Annotated in this window: 14 protein-coding genes and 2 riboswitches; of the genes, 10 read left to right on the top strand and 4 right to left on the bottom strand. The window is 68.8% G+C overall.

The features are described from left to right. Positions 1–29 precede the first annotated feature (29 nt). On the top strand, positions 30–1,349 hold the full coding sequence (locus AC1DHY_RS11030; RefSeq protein ID WP_476903614.1) for an MFS transporter: 1,320 nt from the start codon (positions 30–32) through the stop codon (positions 1,347–1,349). A 25-nt stretch (positions 1,350–1,374) separates the two neighbouring features. On the opposite strand, the gene serC is transcribed toward AC1DHY_RS11030, so the two are convergent. Continuing rightward, complete coding sequence (serC, locus tag AC1DHY_RS11025) at positions 1,375–2,505, bottom strand: phosphoserine transaminase (RefSeq protein ID WP_476903613.1); 1,131 nt, start codon at positions 2,503–2,505, stop codon at positions 1,375–1,377. A 301-nt stretch (positions 2,506–2,806) separates the two neighbouring features. On the opposite strand from serC, the gene AC1DHY_RS11020 reads away from it, so the two are divergent. From AC1DHY_RS11020 to AC1DHY_RS10980, 9 genes are all read left to right on the top strand, one after another. Beyond that, positions 2,807–3,502 (top strand): iron-dependent transcriptional repressor DtxR, encoded by a 696-nt coding sequence (locus AC1DHY_RS11020; RefSeq protein WP_476903612.1) that lies wholly within the window; start codon positions 2,807–2,809, stop codon positions 3,500–3,502. Positions 3,503–3,647: 145 nt separating this feature from the next. Further along, positions 3,648–3,864, top strand: a riboswitch (cyclic di-AMP (ydaO/yuaA leader). A 3-nt stretch (positions 3,865–3,867) separates the two neighbouring features. Continuing rightward, complete coding sequence (locus tag AC1DHY_RS11015) at positions 3,868–4,686, top strand: M23 family metallopeptidase (protein WP_476880471.1); 819 nt, start codon at positions 3,868–3,870, stop codon at positions 4,684–4,686. A 127-nt stretch (positions 4,687–4,813) separates the two neighbouring features. After that, positions 4,814–4,991, top strand: a riboswitch (cyclic di-AMP (ydaO/yuaA leader). Positions 4,992–5,254: 263 nt separating this feature from the next. Next, positions 5,255–6,010 (top strand): NlpC/P60 family protein, encoded by a 756-nt coding sequence (locus tag AC1DHY_RS11010; protein WP_476903611.1) that lies wholly within the window; start codon positions 5,255–5,257, stop codon positions 6,008–6,010. A gap of 256 nt (positions 6,011–6,266) precedes the next feature. Beyond that, positions 6,267–6,767 carry an HNH endonuclease gene (locus AC1DHY_RS11005; RefSeq protein ID WP_476879804.1) on the top strand — a complete coding sequence of 167 codons (501 nt, stop codon included), beginning with the start codon at positions 6,267–6,269 and terminating at the stop codon, positions 6,765–6,767. Positions 6,768–6,815: 48 nt separating this feature from the next. After that, positions 6,816–7,499 carry a molybdenum cofactor guanylyltransferase gene (gene mobA, locus AC1DHY_RS11000; protein WP_476879803.1) on the top strand — a complete coding sequence of 228 codons (684 nt, stop codon included), beginning with the start codon at positions 6,816–6,818 and terminating at the stop codon, positions 7,497–7,499. After that, positions 7,483–7,770, top strand: a complete 288-nt coding sequence (locus tag AC1DHY_RS10995) for a DUF6457 domain-containing protein (protein ID WP_476879802.1) — start codon at positions 7,483–7,485, stop codon at positions 7,768–7,770. Before mobA ends, AC1DHY_RS10995 begins: the two co-directional genes overlap by 17 nt. Further along, positions 7,767–9,257, top strand: coding sequence for a molybdopterin molybdotransferase MoeA (locus AC1DHY_RS10990; protein WP_476879801.1), 1,491 nt, complete (start codon positions 7,767–7,769; stop codon positions 9,255–9,257). Before AC1DHY_RS10995 ends, AC1DHY_RS10990 begins: the two co-directional genes overlap by 4 nt. Before the next feature lie 87 nt (positions 9,258–9,344). Then, positions 9,345–10,214: a formate dehydrogenase accessory sulfurtransferase FdhD gene (fdhD, locus tag AC1DHY_RS10985; RefSeq protein WP_476879800.1), complete on the top strand. Its 870-nt coding sequence runs from the start codon at positions 9,345–9,347 to the stop codon at positions 10,212–10,214. Between the two features lie 156 nt (positions 10,215–10,370). Then, the gene (locus AC1DHY_RS10980; protein ID WP_476879799.1) at positions 10,371–13,397 is read left to right on the top strand and encodes an alpha-mannosidase; all 3,027 of its coding nucleotides are present in this window, start codon (positions 10,371–10,373) and stop codon (positions 13,395–13,397) included. A gap of 255 nt (positions 13,398–13,652) precedes the next feature. Here AC1DHY_RS10980 and AC1DHY_RS10975 read toward each other — a convergent pair whose 3' ends face one another. From AC1DHY_RS10975 to AC1DHY_RS10965, 3 genes are all read right to left on the bottom strand, one after another. Next, positions 13,653–14,378 carry a hypothetical protein gene (locus AC1DHY_RS10975; protein WP_476880653.1) on the bottom strand — a complete coding sequence of 242 codons (726 nt, stop codon included), beginning with the start codon at positions 14,376–14,378 and terminating at the stop codon, positions 13,653–13,655. A gap of 67 nt (positions 14,379–14,445) precedes the next feature. Beyond that, positions 14,446–15,216, bottom strand: a complete 771-nt coding sequence (locus AC1DHY_RS10970; protein ID WP_476880652.1) for a hypothetical protein — start codon at positions 15,214–15,216, stop codon at positions 14,446–14,448. After that, positions 15,213–15,947 carry a hypothetical protein gene (locus AC1DHY_RS10965; protein WP_476903610.1) on the bottom strand — a complete coding sequence of 245 codons (735 nt, stop codon included), beginning with the start codon at positions 15,945–15,947 and terminating at the stop codon, positions 15,213–15,215. The genes AC1DHY_RS10970 and AC1DHY_RS10965 overlap by 4 nt, the downstream gene beginning before the upstream one ends. Positions 15,948–16,020 lie beyond the last annotated feature (73 nt).

The raw sequence follows: 16,020 nt of genomic DNA, 5'->3' as shown, positions 1-16,020 counted from the left end.
TTCGGGGTAGCGCAGCGGAAGGCCAGGACATGAGGTCCACCTTCAAATCGCTGCACATCCTGAACTACCGTATTTGGTTCATCGGCGCCCTGGTCTCGAACATCGGGACCTGGATGCAACGCACCGCGCAGGACTGGCTGGTCTTTGACCATCTCAGCCACCAGGACGCCGGGGCCATGGGCATCACCATGGCGCTGCAGCTGGGGCCCCAGCTGTTCCTCGCGCCCGTGGCCGGGCTCGCCGCCGACCGCTTCAACCGCCGGCAGCTCCTGGTCCTGACACAGTCCGCCATGGCTCTCCTGAGCGCCGCTCTTGGGGCCCTCGTGCTGTCCGGGGCCGCCCAGCTGTGGCACGTCTATATTTTCGCCCTGCTGCTGGGCGTCGTCTCCGCCTTCGATGCCCCGGTCCGCCAGACGTTCGTCTCCGAACTGGTCCGCGACGACTACCTGCCCAACGCCGTCGCCCTCAACAGCGCCTCGTTCAACGTAGCCCGGATGATCGGGCCGGCCGTCGCCGGGCTGCTCACCGTAGCCATCGGCCCGGGCTGGGTCTTCCTGGTCAACACCGTGACCTTCCTGGCGCTGCTCCTGAGCCTGGCCAAGATTCCCGCGGACTCGCTGCGGCAGTTGCCGCGGGCGCCGGCCGGGAAGGGCCGGATCCGCGAGGGCCTGCGGTACGTCCGCTTCCGGCCCGACATTGTGGTGGTGCTGGTGGCCGTGTTCATTGTGGGGACGCTCGGACTGAACTTTGTCCTCTTTATCGCCGCGATGGTCGGCACCGAATTCGGCCTCGATGCCGGTGCCTTCGGCCTGATGAACTCGATCATGGCCATCGGATCCGTGGCCGGCGCGCTGCTCTCTGCCGGGCGCGGCCGGCCCAGGATGCGGGTGATCTTCGGTGCGGCCGGCGCCTTCGGGGTGACGTCGGGCCTGGCCGCCCTGGCGCCGGACTACTTCTGGTTCGGTGTGGCTCTGGTTCCGGTGGGGCTGTTTGCCATCACCATGATGACCAGCGCCAACGGCTACGTACAGACCACCACGGACCCGGTGATGCGCGGCCGGGTCATGGCCCTCTACATGGCCATCTTTATGGGCGGCACGCCGATCGGCGCCCCGCTGGTCGGCTGGGTGGCGAACGTCGCCGGCGCCCGCTGGTCCATGGGCGTCGCCGCGGCCTCCGGCATCCTGGCGGCCCTGATCGGCATGGTGTGGATTGTCCGGGCCAAGCACCTGCGCATCGCGTTCAACCGGCGCGCCCGCGGGCTGCGCTACTTCCAGGTTGTCCCTGGTCGGTCAACGACGGACGGCACCGCCGGGGTGGAAGACCCGGACGACGCCGTCGAGCGCTGACGCTTCCCGCAGGAGGACGCCGGAGCTACTTCTTGAGCTCTCCCACGACGTAGTCGATGCAGGCGAGCAGAGCGGAAACGTCGTCGGGCTCGATCGCCACGAACGTGGCAATGCGCAACTGGTTGCGGCCCAGCTTGCGGTACGGCTCCGTGTCCACGATGCCGTTGGCGCGCAGCACCTTGGCAACGGCGGAGGCGTCGATCGAGTCGTCGAAGTCGATGGTGGCGATGACGTTGGAGCGGTCTTCGGCGCGGGCCACAAACGGTGTGGCGTATGGCGACTCCTCGGCCCAGCGGTAGATGCGCCCGGCCGATTCGGCGGTCCGTCCGGCGGCGAAGTCGAGCCCGCCGTTGCTGTTCAGCCACCGCACCTGGGCGTCCAGGGTCACCAGCGTGGCAAGCGCGGGTGTGTTGTAGGTCTGGTTGAGCCGGGAGTTATCGATCGCCGTCTGGAGGTCCAGGAAGTCCGGGATCCAGCGACCGCCGGCCTTGATCCGGGCGGCGCGCTCCAGCGCGGCGGGGGAGAACAGCCCAAGCCAAAGACCGCCGTCGGAGGCGAAGTTCTTCTGCGGGGCAAAGTAGTAGACATCGGCCTCGGCGACGTCAACGTCCAGGCCGCCGGCCGCGGACGTGGCGTCCACCAGGACCAGCGCGTCCCCGTCCACTCCGGACACGCGCTTGACCGGCGCCGCGACCCCGGTGGAGGTCTCGTTCTGCGGCCAGGCGTAGACGTCGACGCCGGCCTCGGCCTGCGGTTCGGGGCGGGTGCCGGGCGCCGAGGTGATGATCGACGATTCGGCCAGGAAAGGGGCCTTGTTCGTGGCAGCGGCGAACTTCGAACCGAACTCGCCGAACGAGAGGTGCTGCGCCTTGTTCTCTACCAGGCCGAAGCTGGCGATGTCCCAGAACGCGGTGGAACCGCCGACGCCAAGGATCACCTCGTAGCCGTCGGGGGCGCGGAAGAACTCGCTGAGGCCGCTCCGGACCGAGCCAACGAGGTCCTTCACGGGCGCCTGGCGGTGCGAGGTGCCCAGCAACTTAGCCGACGCCGCGGTGAGGGCCTCGATCTGTTCCGGCCGGACCTTCGAGGGACCGGCGCCAAACCGGCCGTCCTGGGGCAGCAGGTTCGCGGGGATAGTGATGCTGGTGTCGCTCACAGTGGCTCCAATTGTCGGCTGGGTGCGTGGCGTGGCTGGGCGGGTCCGGCGCCGGGGCGGCCATGACGCTATTTATTCTGCCCGACGGCCCTGCGCGGGCGGGAAAATGTCCCGTCATAGTCCGGTCACTGAGACGCGGCGGTGGGGAGGGCCGCAACTGCCGCCCGCCGGACGCTGAATTATCCGGAGTAATTCAAAATAGGCTAGGCTGAGCGTGACGTACGCCGGATCCAGCCAGGGCGCATCCTGCAGGCTGTACGGTGGGAAAGACGCAAGGACGGCGCTCGAGGAGCTGAGCTGAATGACGGATCTGATCGATACCACCGAGATGTATCTCCGGACCATCCTGGAACTTGAAGAAGAGAACATCGTCGCCCTCCGCGCCCGCATCGCCGAACGTCTCCGCCACTCCGGCCCCACCGTATCCCAGACCGTTGGCCGCATGGAGCGCGACGGCCTGGTGGTTGTTTCCGGCGACCGGCACCTTGAACTGACGGAAACGGGACGGAAACGCGCCATCGAGGTTATGCGCAAGCACCGCCTCGCCGAACGCCTGCTCGCCGATGTCATCGGCCTGGACTGGGCCTACGTCCACGAGGAAGCGTGCCGGTGGGAGCACGTGATGAGTGAGCGCGTCGAGCGCCGGATCTTCGAAATGCTGGACCACCCCACCGTGTCCCCCTACGGAAACCCGATCCCCGGACTTGCCGACCTCGGCGGCCTCCCGGCGCCCGAGCGCGGAAGTGGAGTGGTCAACCTCCTTGACGCCATGGCAGGCTACGGTGCCGACTCGCGGATCACCGTCAGCCGCCTGGCCGAGCCCATCCAGGTGGAGCCGGAGCTGCTGGTCCAGCTCGATGAAGGCGGAATCCGTCCCGGCGCCCGGGTATCGCTGGAACGGGTAGGGGAGTACATCTCGGTGCGTGTTCCGGACATCGAAGGGGCCCTCGAACTGCCCCCCGAGGTCGCGGCCCACGTCTTCGTTACGCTGGGGTAACTTCGTCCCCTCGGACGCCCGCGGGGACGCCGGATAGTTATGCACAGGCCGGATAACGGAATTATTACCGTGTCCCTTAATCGCCTATAGTTGATGACTAGCACCGATACACAAGCGTTATCTGATCCGGAGCCGAGCTCTGCCAGCGGATCAGTAGGCGATTCACCTTTCTGGCAGAGGCGGGGGAACCACTAACGGCTGCTGAACCAGCAGCCTTGGGGTGAAGTCCGCTAGCGGCAAGCGCTTTCGCAGGAATGTCCCTGGACACCCCTGCGCCTGAATGCTTGCACCGGCGGACCGGGTCTTTGAACTCTCTGACCCGAATCCGACAGCTAACTTCGCAGGCTTTCCAGAGAGGAACCTTCTTGACCATCCAGACCGTCAGGGGCCGCCGTCGTGCGACCGGTCCCGCTCCGGAGCCGCGCCCGGCCGCCGTCGTACACGACGAGCGCCCGCGCGATGCGCGCCGCGACGAACGCCGCGGCAGGCGCAGCCCGTTCCGGCAGGTGACCGACTTTGCCGCCGTCAGCGGCGTCGGGCAGAAGGCGGGCATTGCCCTGGCTGCCACCGGTCTGGTGCTCACCGTTGCCGTGCCGGCCACCGGCCCCGCGATGGCCACCGACACGGCCCGGTCCGGCTCCGTTTCCGCCGCGGCACAGCCGGAAGTCAAGGCCGCAGCGGCCGCGATCAACTTCAACCGCACCGCCGTGACCACCAAGGGCGATCCGGACAGCAAGCTCAAGCAGCTGCTCAGCGCACAGTCGGCCGGCTCCATCACCCGGGCAGCGTCGGCAGGCAGCCTGGGCGCGCCGCTGGACGTGATGGTCACCGCTTCACCCTTCGGCTACCGCATCAGCCCCATCACCGGGGCCGTCGGCGAGTTCCACCGCGGCCAGGACTATGTCGCCCAGTGCGGCACGGCCGTGCACGCCGCTGCGAGCGGCACCGTTACCTTTTCCGGTTGGCACCCCTACGGGGGCGGCAACCGCATCGTGATCGACCATGGCAATGGCCTGGAGACCACGTACAACCACTTGTCGTCATCCAACGTCCACGTAGGCCAGCAGGTCTCACGCGGAGATGTCGTGGCGATGAGCGGGACCACCGGCGCCTCCACCGGCTGCCACCTCCACTTCGAGGTGATGGTTAATGGGGAAGTCGTTGACCCGCTGGGCTGGCTTTAGCCAACCCGAGGGACCACTCGCATTTCTGTGACACGCCGTGATCTGAATGTGACATTGAGTCCCAACTGCTGTACCGTATGAAGCACGCCAACTTCTCCGAAGTTGGCGCTCTTGAGTGGATTGCCTAACTCTGCCACCGCTCAAGGTCCGTTCGCATCACATCGTCTGGCAGGGGCGGGGGAACCAATTTTGGTCTTCGCAAGAAGACCTAGGGGTTAAGTCGCAAAGCTTCCCAGGAAGCAGCGCGGCCGGGTGACTCCCATCCGAATCCGACAGCTCACCTCGTAGGCATTGGGAGAGGCTACTTTCGTGTCTTCACGCCACAATGCTGCGCGTTCTCGCGCCAGCGAGGCTCAGATGAGCCCGCTGAACTCCATGCTCCGCGCTGCCCTTGCCGGCGCCCGGACTGGATCAGTAAACGCAGTTCCCGCTTTTGGCGCGTCTTCGCAGTACACCCTTCGCTAAGAAACCCGTTTCGGGGCGATCCGGCGTACCCCCAAGATGCCGGAGCGTCCTCAGTCCCGCCTGTCAAGCGCGCGGACACAAGGATCACGAAAGAGAGAACTAAATGACTACTCGTGCAAACATTGCACGCCACCGCGCGGAGGTCACCAAGACCAACTCGCTGGCTGTCATTGCTAAGGCCGTCGGCGACAACGCCGGTGGTATGGGTCGCCAGGCCGCGGTTATCGCTGCTGCCTCCGGCCTGGTACTGACCAGCGGTATCGCAGCCAACGCTGCCGAGACCAACGTTCAGCGCGAATCGACCTCCGCTTCCGCCACGGAAGTACAGTCCAACGCACCGGCCACCATCTCTGCGGCCTCCAGCATCGCCATCTCCTACGAGAAGCCGGCAGTCACCACCGCACCGGCTCCCGTTGTTGAGGAAGCCAAGCCGGTTGTCAACGTGCAGGAAGCCGGAACCACCACCGGTACCGGCACTGGCACCGCGGTCACCGCATCGCTGGACGCGAAGGCACCGGCCGCCGTCAGCGGCATGGGCGCCTCGATCGCCGCCGCTGCCTACGCACAGATCGGTGTGTCCCAGGACTGCACCATGCTGGTGACCAACGCACTGGCCGCAGTGGGCGTCCACTACCACGGCTGGCCGGCTGGCTACCTCTCCCTGGGCCGCACCGTGAGCGCCGCTGAGGCTCAGCCGGGCGACCTCGCCTACTACCAGAACGGCGGCATGGGCATGGCCCACATCGCTGTTTACGTCGGCAACGGCATGGCCGTTCACGGCGGCTGGAACGGCGGAACCACCGCGCTGTACAGCGTCAACGTCGGCTCCGGCCCGGTCTTCATCCGCGTCGGCGGCTAGGACTTACCCCGGCCTACGGCCACAGCATTTCAAAGGACCCCTGCCCGGCGGCAGGGGTCCTTTGCCATGTACGGCGCCGGCCCCACCGCCGTCGGGGGAGACCCGCTCCGGACGCGGCGCGATAGATCCGCGACGAATAAATTCGGTGATCCGGGCGATCCGTGTTTACTCTTGTGGTGTCGATCCATAGCCCGACCATGCACAGGGCAGCCGGCCCTCGTGCCCCTGGCGGGTGCGGCCGTGAAGAGGTATGCGGATGCGCACTCTCGTTCTGAATGCTGGATATGAACCGCTGGCGGTAGTCACCTTCCGCCGGGCGCTGGTCCTTGTGCTAACAGGGAAGGCCAGTGTGGTGGCCGAGGGGGATGATCCCGTAGTGGGCCCGCAAGAGATCCTCGGGCGCCCGTCGGTCATCCTGCTCAACCGCTACATCCGCCCCCGCTACAACACCCTCACCGCCGTCAGCCGGCGGGGCGTCCTCCGCCGTGACGGCCACCGCTGCGCCTACTGCTCCAAGGCCGCCCACACCATTGACCACGTGCAGCCCAAGTCCCGCGGCGGGGCCGACTCGTGGGAGAACCTTGTGGCCGCGTGCCTGCGCTGCAACAATGCCAAGGGCGACCACACCCCCGCCGAAATGGGCTGGAAGCTCGGATTTGTGCCGGGTCCGCCCAGGGGCACGATCTGGCAGATCAAAGAGCTGGAGAAGCCAGCCCCGGCCTGGGATCCGTTCCTGCTCCCCGAAAAGGCGCACTAAGTCCCGCGCCCGGCAGCGCTCCGGCGCACGGGCGGCTAGGCTGGGCGGGTGGAATTCGACGCCGTAATTCTCGCCGGGGGACGGTCCTCCCGGCTCGGAGGCGCACCTAAGGCCCGGTTCACGGTGGACGGCGCCACGTTGCTGGAGCGGACCCTGCGCGCCGCCCGGGGCGCCCGCCGTACGGTGGTGGTCGGCCCGGACCCCGGAAGCCTCCCGCGCGGGGTGCTCGACTGCCGGGAAGACCCGCCGTTCTCCGGCCCGGCCGCGGCCATTGCCGCGGGACTCCGGCGCCTGGCCGGCGGCGGGCAGGGCTCTCCGGAACCCGGCGCCGCCCCGCTGACCCTCGTGCTCGCCTGCGATATGCCCCACGTCGCCGGGGCGGTGCGCGCCCTCCTGGAAGCGGGAGCCAGCCTCGACGAAACGGCCGGCGACGGCGTGCTCGCGGTGTCCCCGGACGGGCGGACGCAGCCCCTTGTAGGGCTTTATGGCACGGCCGCGCTAGAACGGGCCATTGCTGAAGCTGCCAGGCGAAACGCCCTGGCAGGCGGATCGGTCTTCTCCCTCCTTGCTAGTCTGGAGCTGCGGCAGGTTCCGGTCCCGCCGGGCTCCACGGACGACGTGGATACCTGGGAGGACGCCGCCGCTCTGGGTGCGGCCGACTCCAGCTCGGCACCCCCGGAAATGCGGCGGCCCAACTCGACCTTGGAGGCAAACGGTGAAGAGCCAGGATGAAACGCTAGAAGACTGGTGCCGTGCACTGCTGCAGGCCCTCGAGCTCGAAGACGTCGACATTGACATCAACGAAGTGCTGGGACTGGCCGGCGTCGCCGCCCACTCGGTGGTGCGCCCCGCCGCGCCGCTGACCACCTTCATCGCAGGCTTTGCCGCCGGACTGGCGTCCGGATCCGGCCAGGCGCCGGACAGCGTGTCCATGCAGGCCGCCATGGGCGTCGCCCGCAAACTCGCCAAGGAGTACGCGGCCGCCGAGGCTCCCGGGGCATGACGGCGGAGCCTCCCCGCGGCGGCGGCTCCCACGAGGACCGGCCCCGGCCCGACGCCGTCGCCCCTACCCCCGGATCTGCCCCCGGCTCCGACGGCCCGGAAGAACCGGAGACCCCGCACCGGCACCTCGCCCACAGCTGGCAGGAGGCCCGCCAGCTGGCGTTCGACTGCGCCACTCCGATCCCGCCCGCGCCGGTCCCGCTCCGGAGTGCACTGGGCCGGACCCTTGCCGAGGACGTCCTTGCCCTGCACGACATGCCCCACTACCCGTCCTCCGCGATGGACGGCTGGGCGGTCAACGGCAGCGGGCCGTGGATCCTGGCCGACCCCGGACAGCGGCTGGCCCCGCACCAGGCGAGTCCGATTGTCACCGGAGGGCTCATCCCGCCCGGGGCGAAAGCTGTCCTCCGCAGCGAAAGCGGCGTCATCGCCCCCGATGAGGACGGGCTGCCGGAACTGAAGCTGGGCGGGGGAGCCAAACCCGGGGAACCCCGCAACGGTGAACATATCCGGAAGGCCGCCGAAGAGGCTGCGGCCGGTGAACTTCTGATCAGGGCCGGCACCGTACTCAACCCGGCGCATCTGGCCCTGGCCGCCCTCGCCGGCCAGGACGAGCTGCCGGTGCTCGGCAAGCCCGTGGTCCGGCTGGTGCTCACGGGCGCCGAAGTCGTCAGTACGGGAGTCCCGGCGGCCGGGGAAGTCCGGGATACCTTCGGCCCGCAGCTGGCCGCCGTCGTCGAAATGCTCGGCGGTGTCTGCGCGGGCGAAGTCAAGATCGGGGACCGCGACGAGGAGTGGCTCGCCGCCCTCGAGGACACCAACGATCCCGCGGCAAGTAACGCCGCCCCGGGTGCCGTGCAGCCGGCCCACGGCACCGCCCCGGCAGACCCCGACGCCGAGCAGGTACCGGCCGACGTCGTTATCACCACCGGGGGAACCGGCCGGTCCGGCACCGACCACCTCCGGCGCACCGTCGCGGAACTGGGCGGCCGGCTGCTGATCGATGGCATCGCGATGCGCCCGGGGCACCCCGCCGTTCTGGCCGAGCTGCCCGACGGCCGCTTCGTGATCGGGTTGCCCGGCAATCCGCTCGCGGCCATGATGGCGCTCTCCACCATCGGCGCGCCCCTGCTGGCGGCCCTGGGCCACGGGACGGCACCCGCGGTCAGCGAGGTCCCCTGCGGCACCATGATCGACGCCGATCCCGGCCGGACGCGGCTGATGCCCTTCCGGATGCTGTACGGCATGGCCTCCCCGGCCCAGCACACCGGGCCGGGGATGATGCGCGGGCTGGCCGCGGCCGACGGCATCCTGGTGGTCCCGCCGCACGGCGTGCAGCTCGGCGAGACGGTGCCGGCGTTTGCCCTGCCCTGGGGTGCGCCCCTGCCCGAGCCCGCTGCCGCGAAAGCCCCCGCCAAACCGGCCGCAAAACGCACCACCCGCAAGGCCGCCGAGGGGCCGGTGGACTGGAGCGCCCTGCTTGGCTGACGCGCCAACCACGTTCATGATGGATGTAGGACCGGACCGCCTCCGCGGGCGGCCGGTACCGCACGCACTGCTGATGAGGAGTATCCGATGGGCCGCCTGACACAACGCCGCAAGGTGCACAAATTCGTGCTGGACGGCTCCCCGCAGGCCCTGGAATTCCCGGTCCGGCACCGCGAGGACGTGCTGGCGGTCGAAGAACCACTGGAGATCCGGCTGGGCCACCTGTCCTACTCCGTGACCATGCGGACCCCCGGCAGTGACTTCGACTTGGTGGCCGGCTTCCTGGTCTCCGAGGGTGTCATTTGGGAACCGGAGCAACTCGTCTCGCTGCGCTTCTGCGCCGGCGAGGACGAGGACGGCGTCCAGACCTTCAACGTCGTCGAAGCCCAGCTGCGCGCCGACGTCGTCCGGCCGGACACGGGCCGGAATTTCTTCACCTCCAGCTCCTGCGGGATCTGCGGCACCGACTCGATCGACGCCGTCCGCAAGTCATCCCACTTCAGCCCGGCCGGGGATCCGCTGACCATTCCCGTGGAGACCCTCGCGTCGCTGCCGGGCCGGCTCCGCGAAGCCCAGGCCGTTTTCGACGTTACGGGCGGAGTCCACGCCGCCGGACTGTTCCGGATCTCCGACGACGGGTCCGCCGAGCTGCTGTGCCTGCGCGAGGACGTGGGGCGGCACAATGCCGTGGACAAGGTGGTGGGCTGGGCGCTGCGCGAAGGCCTGCTGCCGCTGCGGGGGACCGTCCTCCAGGTCTCCGGCCGGGCGTCGTTTGAGCTGGTCCAGAAAGCATCGCTGGCCGGGATCCCGATCCTCGCCGCCGTCAGTGCGCCCTCGAGCCTGGCCGTGGAACTCGCCGAGGCGGGCGGGATGACACTGGCCGGGTTCAGCCGGGGCACCACCCTCAATGTCTACGCCGGGCACGAGCGCGTGGGCGTCCCGGCTGCCATCGCCTGAGCCATCACCTGGCCCGCCGCAGAACCCCGTCGGCGAACCGGTGGCACCCGGGCGTCGTTGGCTTAACCGCGCCCGGCGCCGTAGATTTTATCCATCGACTGGACGCAAGGTCGAGCACGACGTCGAACTGCCCGCACCAGCGCTAAGAGGATCACATTGCACGACGACCGCCGTCTCACGGAAGTCCGGCTGGACCGCTTTCTGCGCGAACGCATCATCCCCGCGGTTTATCCGCGCAGCCTCCCGCTCACCCTGAGCAGTTGGGACGTGCCCGACGAACCGGTCCCGGTCCAGGAGGCGCTGCAGCAGGACTTCGTGCCGCAGCCGCAGGGGGCGCCGTGGGGGCGTCCCTGGAGTACCAAATGGCTGCGCCTCCAGGGTGAGGTACCCGAGGGCTGGGGCGGCGGCGCGGACACGGCCGTGGAAATCCTGGTGAACCTCGGCTTCAGCACCGACGCGCCCGGATTCCAGTGCGAAGGCACCGCCTGGCGGCCGGACGGAACAGTGATCAAGGCCGTCTCGCCGCGCAACCAGTACATTCCCCTGAAGCTCCTCGGCACCGGCCTGGCGGTGGATTTCTATGTCGAGGCGGCAGCCAACCCGGACCTCTCACAGGGCTGGACGTTCGCCGCCACCCCCTACGGGGACAAAGCGACCGCCGGCTCCGAACCCCACTACCGGCTCGGCCCGATCGTGATCGCCGAAATCAACCAGACTGTCTGGGACCTGCAGCAGGACATCGTTGCGCTCAGCGGGCTGATGCACGAACTGCCGATGGACCTGCCGCGCCGGCCCGAGATCCTGCGGGCGTTCGAGCGGATGCTGGACATCATGGACCCCGACGACGTGCCGGGCACGGCCGCCGCCGGCCGGGCCGCGCTGGCGGAGGTCCTGGACCGGCCGGCCTACGCCTCGTCGCACCAGCTGGTCGCCACCGGGCACGCCCACATCGACTCCGCCTGGCTCTGGCCGGTCCGGGAAACCATCCGGAAATGCGCCCGCACGTTCTCCAACGTTGTGGCGCTGATGGATGAGGATCCGTCCTTCGTGTTCTCCTGCTCCTCGGCCCAGCAGCTGTCCTGGATCAAGGAGTACCACCCCGAGCTCTTCGGGCGGATCCGGGAAAAGGTGAAAGCGGGGCAGTTCGTGCCCGTCGGCGGTATGTGGGTCGAATCGGACACGAACATGCCCGGCGGTGAAGCCATGGCGCGGCAGTTCCTGGAAGGCAAGAGCTTCTTCCAGGCGGAGTTCGGGGTCGACTGCCAGGAAGCCTGGCTCCCGGACAGCTTTGGCTACTCCGGCGCACTGCCGCAAATCGTCAAGGCCGCCGGCAGCCGCTGGTTCCTGACCCAGAAGATCTCCTGGAACCAGGTCAACCGCATGCCGCACCACACGTTCCACTGGGAGGGCATCGACGGCACCAGGATCTTCACCCACTTCCCGCCGGTGGACTCCTACAACTCCGACGTCAGCGCCCGCGACCTCGCCCACGCCGAACGGAACTTCCGGGACCACGGCCGCGGCACCATGTCACTGCTTCCGTTCGGCTACGGCGACGGCGGTGGCGGCCCCACACGGGAGATGCTGGCCGCGGCCCGGCGTGCCTCGGACCTGGAAGGCTCCCCCCGGGTCCGGCTCGGCTCGGCCGCGGAGTTCTTCGCCGGCGCCGAGGCGGAATACGAGGCGCTGCCGGTCTGGGTGGGCGAAATGTACCTCGAACTGCACCGCGGCACGTACACCAGCCAGGCGAACACCAAGCGCGGGAACCGGCGCAGTGAGCATCTGCTCCGCGAGGCCGAACTGTGGAGCGCCACCGCCGCGGTCAGGTGCGGCGCGCCGTATCCGGCGGCCGAACTCAAGCGGCTCTGGCGGCTGGTGCTGCTGCAGCAGTTCCACGACATCCTGCCGGGCAGTTCGATTGCCTGGGTGCACCAGGACGCCGAGCGGAACTACGCCGCCGTCGCCCGCCAGCTGGAGGAGATCATCGCCGACGCCGCCGGCGCGCTGGTGGGGGAGGGCGACCAGGAGTTCCTGCTGAACGCCGCCCCGCACGCCCGCGACGGGGTGCCGGCGCTCGCCGCCGCAGCACCCGTCCTCACGGAGGCCGCCGTGCAGTCGACGCCCGCCGCCGGTGGCGGCCACGTGCTGGACAACGGGATCATCCGCGCCGAGGTGAATGCCGACGGCCTCCTGGTCTCACTCCGGGACCACGCCAGCGGCCGCGAGGCGATCGCCCCCGGCCAGTTCGGCAACCTCCTCGAACTGCACCGGGACACCCCCAACGAATGGGACGCCTGGGACATTGATGCGTTCTACCGGCGCAACGTCACCCCCCTGACCGCGGCGCTCGCCGTGCGGGGGGAGCACGACGGCGGGTCCGCCGTCGTCGTTGTGGAGCGGCTGGCCGGCACGTCGCCGATAACCCAGCGGCTGCGGTTGGCGCCCGGCGCGGCCTCGCTCGAGATCTCCACTGCCGTGGACTGGCAGGAGCGGGAGAAGCTGCTCAAACTCGGCTTTGCGTTCGACGTCCGGGCCGACCGGTCGGCGTCGGAAACACAGTTCGGCCATGTCTACCGGCCCACCCACGTCAATACGTCGTGGGAAGCGGCCAAGTTCGAAATCTGCGCCCACCGGTGGATCCACGTGGGCGAACCCGGCTACGGGGTGGCAGTTTCCAACGCGGCCAGCTACGGACACGACGTCACCCGCGCCGTCCGGGCGGACGACGGCGGCACCACCACCACGGTGCGGGTCTCCCTGCTGCGGGCGCCGAAGTTCCCGGATCCGAATGCCGACCGCGGACCGCACGAACTGACCGTTACCGTTCGTCCCGGCGCCGGAATTGCCGCCGCCGTCGAGGAGGGATACCGCACCAACCTGGCCCCGCGCGTGGTCAGGGGAGCCCGGGCCGTGGAACCGCTGGTCAGTGTGTCCAACCCGGCTCTGGTAATCGAGGCGGTCAAGCTGGCAGAGGACGCCTCCGGTGACGTGGTGGTCCGGCTCTACGAGTCGCTCGGGGAACGGTCCGCCGGTACGGTGAGCGCCAACTTCGAGGCCCGGGGAGTGCAGGCGGTGGATCTGCTGGAACGGCCGGACAACGCGCCGGGCGTAACCGTCCGGGACGGCGTCGCGGAGCTGGTGCTGCGGCCCTTCCAGCTGGTGACCTTGCGATTCCGCCGCTAAGGCCGGTGGGCGGGCACTGCCCGCTGCAGGACAAGAAGCTGCGGGACTGGAAGCTCCGGGGCTGGAAAGGGACGAAAGGCCCGTTAACCAGGCTGAGTGGGAGCGGTCCTTCCGGACCGCTACCACTCATCCCCCCAATGGCGCTTGGACGTTTTGCCAGGCTCAGTAAGACTGAATCCCCATTCACGGAGCCGGCTGGCGCTTTCACACATTTATGATTCTCTCACGCTCTAATGATTTTGTGAACGCCTTGGGCTACTTTTTACGGAACGTTGCGGGAGCGTTATGTGGCGGACGCGACACTTGCCCGGAAAACCAGAAGACCAGCAGGCCCAAAACGTACCCCAGCACTGCCGCATAGTTGACCGTGAGCCGGGCCGCATCCCAGGAGCCCGGGGCAAAGGACGCCGGGATGCTGGCAATGGCGGCGGCGGCTCCAACGAAGGTGAGGGCAGCCCCTGCCCGCACCAGCCGGGGCAGGGCCGACCTCACGGTTGCGAGCAGCGGGGGCAGCAGGACCAGGGAAACGAGCGCCGGGTAGCTGCGGCCGGCTGCGGCATAGATCGGGGCCAGGACGGCGTTCCGGCCGTTGTCCGTCAGGTTCTGCAGTCCCACCGAGGAGCCGCGCGTGTCCATCAGCAGGAACGTCACCGCCACCGCCAGGCAGGCCACTGCCAGCGTCCAGCGGCCCACAGGCCCGGTAATAAGCCGCCGCGCACGGGCGGCGCCCAGTCCCTTGGCGAGCCTCAGCCCCACCAGGAACACCATGCCGAAGACGATGAACCGCAGGATCAGGTTGGTCAGGTTCCGGCCGCCCAGCGCCCCGTCGATGGCGGTGTAGGGGCCGGGGACGCTCAGGAAGCTGCACAGGGTGGCGAGGAACATGATGCCGAACACGGTCCGGTTCCGCTTGTGCAGGGCATCGGGCAGCCGCAACAACGTCACGACGCCGCATATCATCAGCGTGCCCCACTCAAGCATGTCCACCTCCTTCCAGCCTCGGCTGCCGCCGCGGCCCGCCGAACTCCTTCACCCCTCCATATCGAACTTACCGCCGTGCCGTCGCGGACCACTTCTGCGGGCCGGGGACTGGGACCGCCGCGCTCCCGCGCCGCCGTCGTCGGGCCACCAGGCCGGCGATCCAAATGACTGCCAGCCCAAGGCTGAGGCACAGCACCGCCGTAAAGTTGAAGACCGCCTGGAGCCTGGCCGGGTCGGACGGGACGAACGCGTACACCGCGGCAACGATCAGGCCCGCAAATCCCACCGAGAGCAGCACGGCCCCGGCCCGGACGGCCGCGGGGAACCGGCCGCGGACGGCTCGAATTGTCGCCGGCAGCAGGCAGGCTGCCACAAACGCCGGGTAGACCCTTCCGGCTGTGGCATACAAGTTGATCAGGATGGCGTTGGCGGGGCTCCGCAGGGGCAGGCCCGTCAGGCCCGTGGCCGATCCCTGGGTGTCCGCGAGCAGGAACGACACGGCGGTGGCCACGGCGATGGAGGCGAGGATTGCCAGTCCCGCAGGTCCCGCGACCCGGCGGGCCGCGTCCGCATCGTCGAAGGCCTTGGCGGTGCGGTAGCCCGCCAGCGCCACCGCGCCGTAAACCAGGAACCGCAGGAGGAGGTTGGCGTAGTTAGCGCCGCCCAGCCAGGAATCGATGGCAAGGTACGGGGCGTCGATGCTCAGGAGGATGGCCAGCGCAGAAAGGAAGAAGACCCCGAAGATGGAGCGGTTGTGCCCTCGGAGGGCGTCGGGGATGCGGGCCATTGCCACGGCTCCGCTGAGGGCCAAGGCCGACCACTGCAGTATCTGGATCATCCGAGGTTCTCCCAGATCTTTTCGGTCTGGGCCTGCTCCAGTTCCTGGCGGCGCAGGGCCTTGCCGAGCGTCTGGAGGCGCTCACCGGCGAGGGCGACCAGTTCGCCGTCGGTGAGGGCATCCAGGGCGGATTGCCGGGCGTCGGCCGGCCAGCCGGCCTCGGCCTCGGTGATCAGCCCGGTCGCGACAAGGCCGCCGGCGAATCCCACGCCTGCGGCGCGAGAGGTCGCGACCGCCAGCTCCGGGGACAGCCGGTTGGCCGTGAGCTGGGCCGAATAGTTCTGGGGTGCGATGCCGGTGGCGGCCGAGACCCGGTGGCGGAGTTCGCCGTCGTCGATCGCGTCCACCCAGTTCCGCACCGACGTGGCGTGCGGGACGGGGCTCAGAGGGTGCCGGTCCCCGGGCTGCTGCCCTGACTCCGTGGCGGTACGGGAGATAACAGCCCGCAGCAGGTCCATCGTGGCGACCTGGCTGACCAGTTCCGGTCCGGTGGGCCGCTGGCCCAGCTGTTTCAGCTCCGCATAGTTCTCGAAGGTGGCCAGCACCTCCGCCGGATTCATCCCCAGGGCGCGGCTGATGCTCACAACGGTGGTTTCGGCCACTTTCCCGCGCACCAGTTGTTGCGCCAGGGTGGTGCGCTTGACCCCGGAGATCCTGGAGATCTCGGCCGTGCTGGTTGTCGGGGCAGCACGATGGAGCCAGAGTTGAAACGCCTTGGCGGGGACTGGCATCTAGGCCTTCCTGCGGGGTCGCTGAGATGTGGGCGTTGAAGGACGTAGTGCCGGACGGGCCGCCGCCGGGGGA

This window comes from Arthrobacter sp. 05L44 (assembly GCF_056397605.1).
Note: the sequence above shows the minus strand (reverse complement) of the source record. Positions and strands in the feature narration are given on the sequence as shown.